At 65.6% G+C, this 2,700-nt stretch carries 2 protein-coding genes and 1 pseudogene; all 3 read right to left on the reverse strand.

The window, feature by feature from the left end; all coding sequences use genetic code 11:
• A complete protein-coding gene (locus LB545_RS30685; protein WP_140512860.1) occupies positions 1–1,401 on the reverse strand; it encodes an NAD(P)(+) transhydrogenase (Re/Si-specific) subunit beta in 1,401 nt (466 codons plus the stop codon).
• 1 nt (position 1,402) lies between these two features.
• Positions 1,403–1,828, reverse strand: a complete 426-nt coding sequence (locus LB545_RS30690) for an NAD(P) transhydrogenase subunit alpha (protein WP_140512858.1) — start codon at positions 1,826–1,828, stop codon at positions 1,403–1,405.
• Positions 1,828–2,700: pseudogene (locus tag LB545_RS30695) on the reverse strand (NAD(P)(+) transhydrogenase (Re/Si-specific) subunit alpha); the annotation flags it as partial. The gene LB545_RS30690 and the pseudogene LB545_RS30695, both read right to left, overlap by 1 nt.

Consider the following 2,700-nt stretch of genomic DNA (forward strand, 5'->3'; position numbering starts at 1 on the left):
TCAGTGATCCATGGCCTTGACGATTTCCTCGGTCATCTTCTTGGCGTCGCCGAGCAGCATCATGGTGCCGTCCTTGTAGAACAGCGTGTTGTCGATGCCGGCATAGCCGGAGCCGAGCGAGCGCTTGACGAACAGGCAGGTGCGCGCCTTGTCGACGTCGAGGATCGGCATACCGTAAATAGGTGAGCTCTTGTCATCCCGCGCGGACGGGTTGGTGACGTCGTTGGCGCCGATGACATAGGCGACGTCGGCCTGCGCGAATTCGGAATTGATGTCCTCGAGCTCGAACACTTCGTCGTAAGGCACGTTGGCTTCGGCCAAGAGCACGTTCATGTGGCCCGGCATGCGGCCGGCCACGGGGTGGATGGCGTATTTGACGTCGACGCCATTGGCCTTGAGCTTGTCGGCCATCTCGCGCAGTGCGTGCTGCGCCTGGGCGACGGCCATGCCGTAGCCAGGCACGATGATGACCTTCTGCGCGTTCATCATCAGATAGGCCGCATCGTCGGCCGAGCCCTGCTTGACCGTGCGCTCGATCCCATCATCAGCGCCCGCGGCTGCGGTCTCACCACCGAAGCCGCCGAGGATGACGGAGATGAAGGAGCGGTTCATGCCCTTGCACATGATGTAGGACAGGATGGCACCCGACGAGCCGACCAGGGCGCCGGTGATGATCAGCGCCAGATTGCCGAGCGTGAAGCCCAGAGCCGCGGCCGCCCAGCCGGAATAGGAATTCAGCATCGACACCACGACCGGCATGTCGGCGCCGCCGATGGGGATGATGAGCAGCACGCCCAGCACCAGCGATGCGGCAACGATGAGCCAGAAGACGAGCTTCGATTCGGTGGTGACCAAAAGCACGATCAGCACGACCAAGGCGATGCCAAGCGCGATGTTGATGAAATGGCGGCCGCCGATCATTATCGGCTTGCCGGACATACGCCCGTCAAGCTTCAGGAAGGCGATGACCGAGCCGGTGAAGGTGATGGCGCCGATGGCCACACCCAGGCTCATTTCGACCAGCGCCTGGGCGTGGATGTCGCCCGCCGTGCCGATGCCGAAGCTTTCCGGCGCATAGATGGCGGCGGCCGCCACCATCACGGCGGCAAGGCCGACGAGCGAGTGGAAGGCGGCGACCAGTTGCGGCATCGAGGTCATGGCGATGCGCCTGGCCGTGACGGCGCCGACGCCGCCGCCGATGGCAAGGCCGAGCACGATCAGGCCGAAGCGTCCAGCCGATGGCGTGGCCAGCGCCAGCGTGGTGGCGATGGCAATGCCCATGCCGATCATGCCGTAGAGATTGCCTTGCCGGCTGGTGGTCGGGTGCGACAGACCACGCAACGCCAGGATGAACAGAATGCCGGAGACCAGATAGAGGAAGGAGGCGAGATTGACGGTCACGTCACTTGTCCTTCTTCTTGTACATTGCCAGCATGCGCTGGGTGACGAGGAAGCCGCCGAAGATGTTGACCGACACCAGCATCAGCGCGACGAAGCCGAAGCCCGCGGCGACGCCGGAGGCGGCGATGCCGACGGCAAGCAGCGCGCCGACGACGATGACCGAGGAGATGGCGTTGGTGACGGCCATCAGCGGCGTGTGCAGCGCAGGCGTCACCGACCAGACGACGTAATAGCCGACGAAGATCGCCAGCACGAAGATGGCCAGGCGGAAGACGAAGGGATCGATGGCGCCGCCCGACAGCGCGTGTGCGGCGTCGCCGGCCGCCTCAGCGCCTCCGGGAGCATTTGCCAGGTTCTGCACCGCCAGCCGGACGGCAGCACTTGCCTGGTCGAGCTGGTCGAGGGCTTTCTGCAAGGTCTGGTCCATCACGCGGTCCCTTTCGGCTTGGGCGAGGGCGACTTTGGCGAGGGCGACTTGGGCGGCGGGGGCGACTTGGGCGGCGAGGGCTTGGATGCGGCAGCTTTCCTGGGCGCGGCTTGCTTGGGCGCCGAAGCATCGGCGACCATTGTGCTGGCCGGTATCGCGGGCGGTTCGATATATTGGCCCTTTGGCGGCTGCTGGTCGGCCTTGGCGAAGGCCGGATGGACGATCTTGCCGCCGTCGGTCAGCATGGTCGCCTTGACCAGGTCGTCGTCGCGGTTGATCGCAAGCGTCTTCGTCGCCTTGTCGACCAGCGTCTCGAGGAAAGCAAAAAGGTTCCTGGCGTAGAGCAGCGAAGCGGAGGCCGCGACGCGGCCCGGCACGTTGAGATGGCCGACGATCTTGACGCCGTTGGCCGTCGTCACAATCTTGCCCGCCTCGGCGCCCTCGACATTGCCGCCGCGCTCCACAGCAAGATCGACGATCACCGAACCGGGCTTCATCGAGGCGACCATGTCAGCCGACACCAGCCTCGGCGCCGGGCGGCCGGGGATCAGCGCCGTGGTGATGACGATGTCCTGCTTGGCGATGTGCTCGGCGGTCAGCGCCGCCTGCTTGGCCTGGTACTCCTTGGACATCTCCTTGGCGTAGCCGCCGGCGGTCTCGGCCGCCTTGAACTCCTCGTCCTCGACGGCGAGGAACTTTGCGCCAAGCGAGGCGACCTGTTCCTTGGCGGCGGGGCGAACGTCGGTCGCGGTGACGACCGCGCCGAGCCGGCGCGCGGTGGCGATCGCCTGCAGGCCGGCAACGCCGACGCCCATGATGAACACCTTGGCGGCAGGAACAGTGCCGGCCGCCGTCATCATCATCGGCAGCGC

It is taken from the genome of Mesorhizobium sp. BR1-1-6 (assembly GCF_020165355.1).
Classification (GTDB): domain Bacteria; phylum Pseudomonadota; class Alphaproteobacteria; order Rhizobiales; family Rhizobiaceae; genus Mesorhizobium.

Excerpts from the sequence above, each read along its gene's own strand:
- LB545_RS30690 (WP_140512858.1), bottom strand. The coding sequence starts at position 1,828 with ATGGACCAGACCTTGCAGAAAGCCCTCGACCAGCTCGACCAGGCAAGT.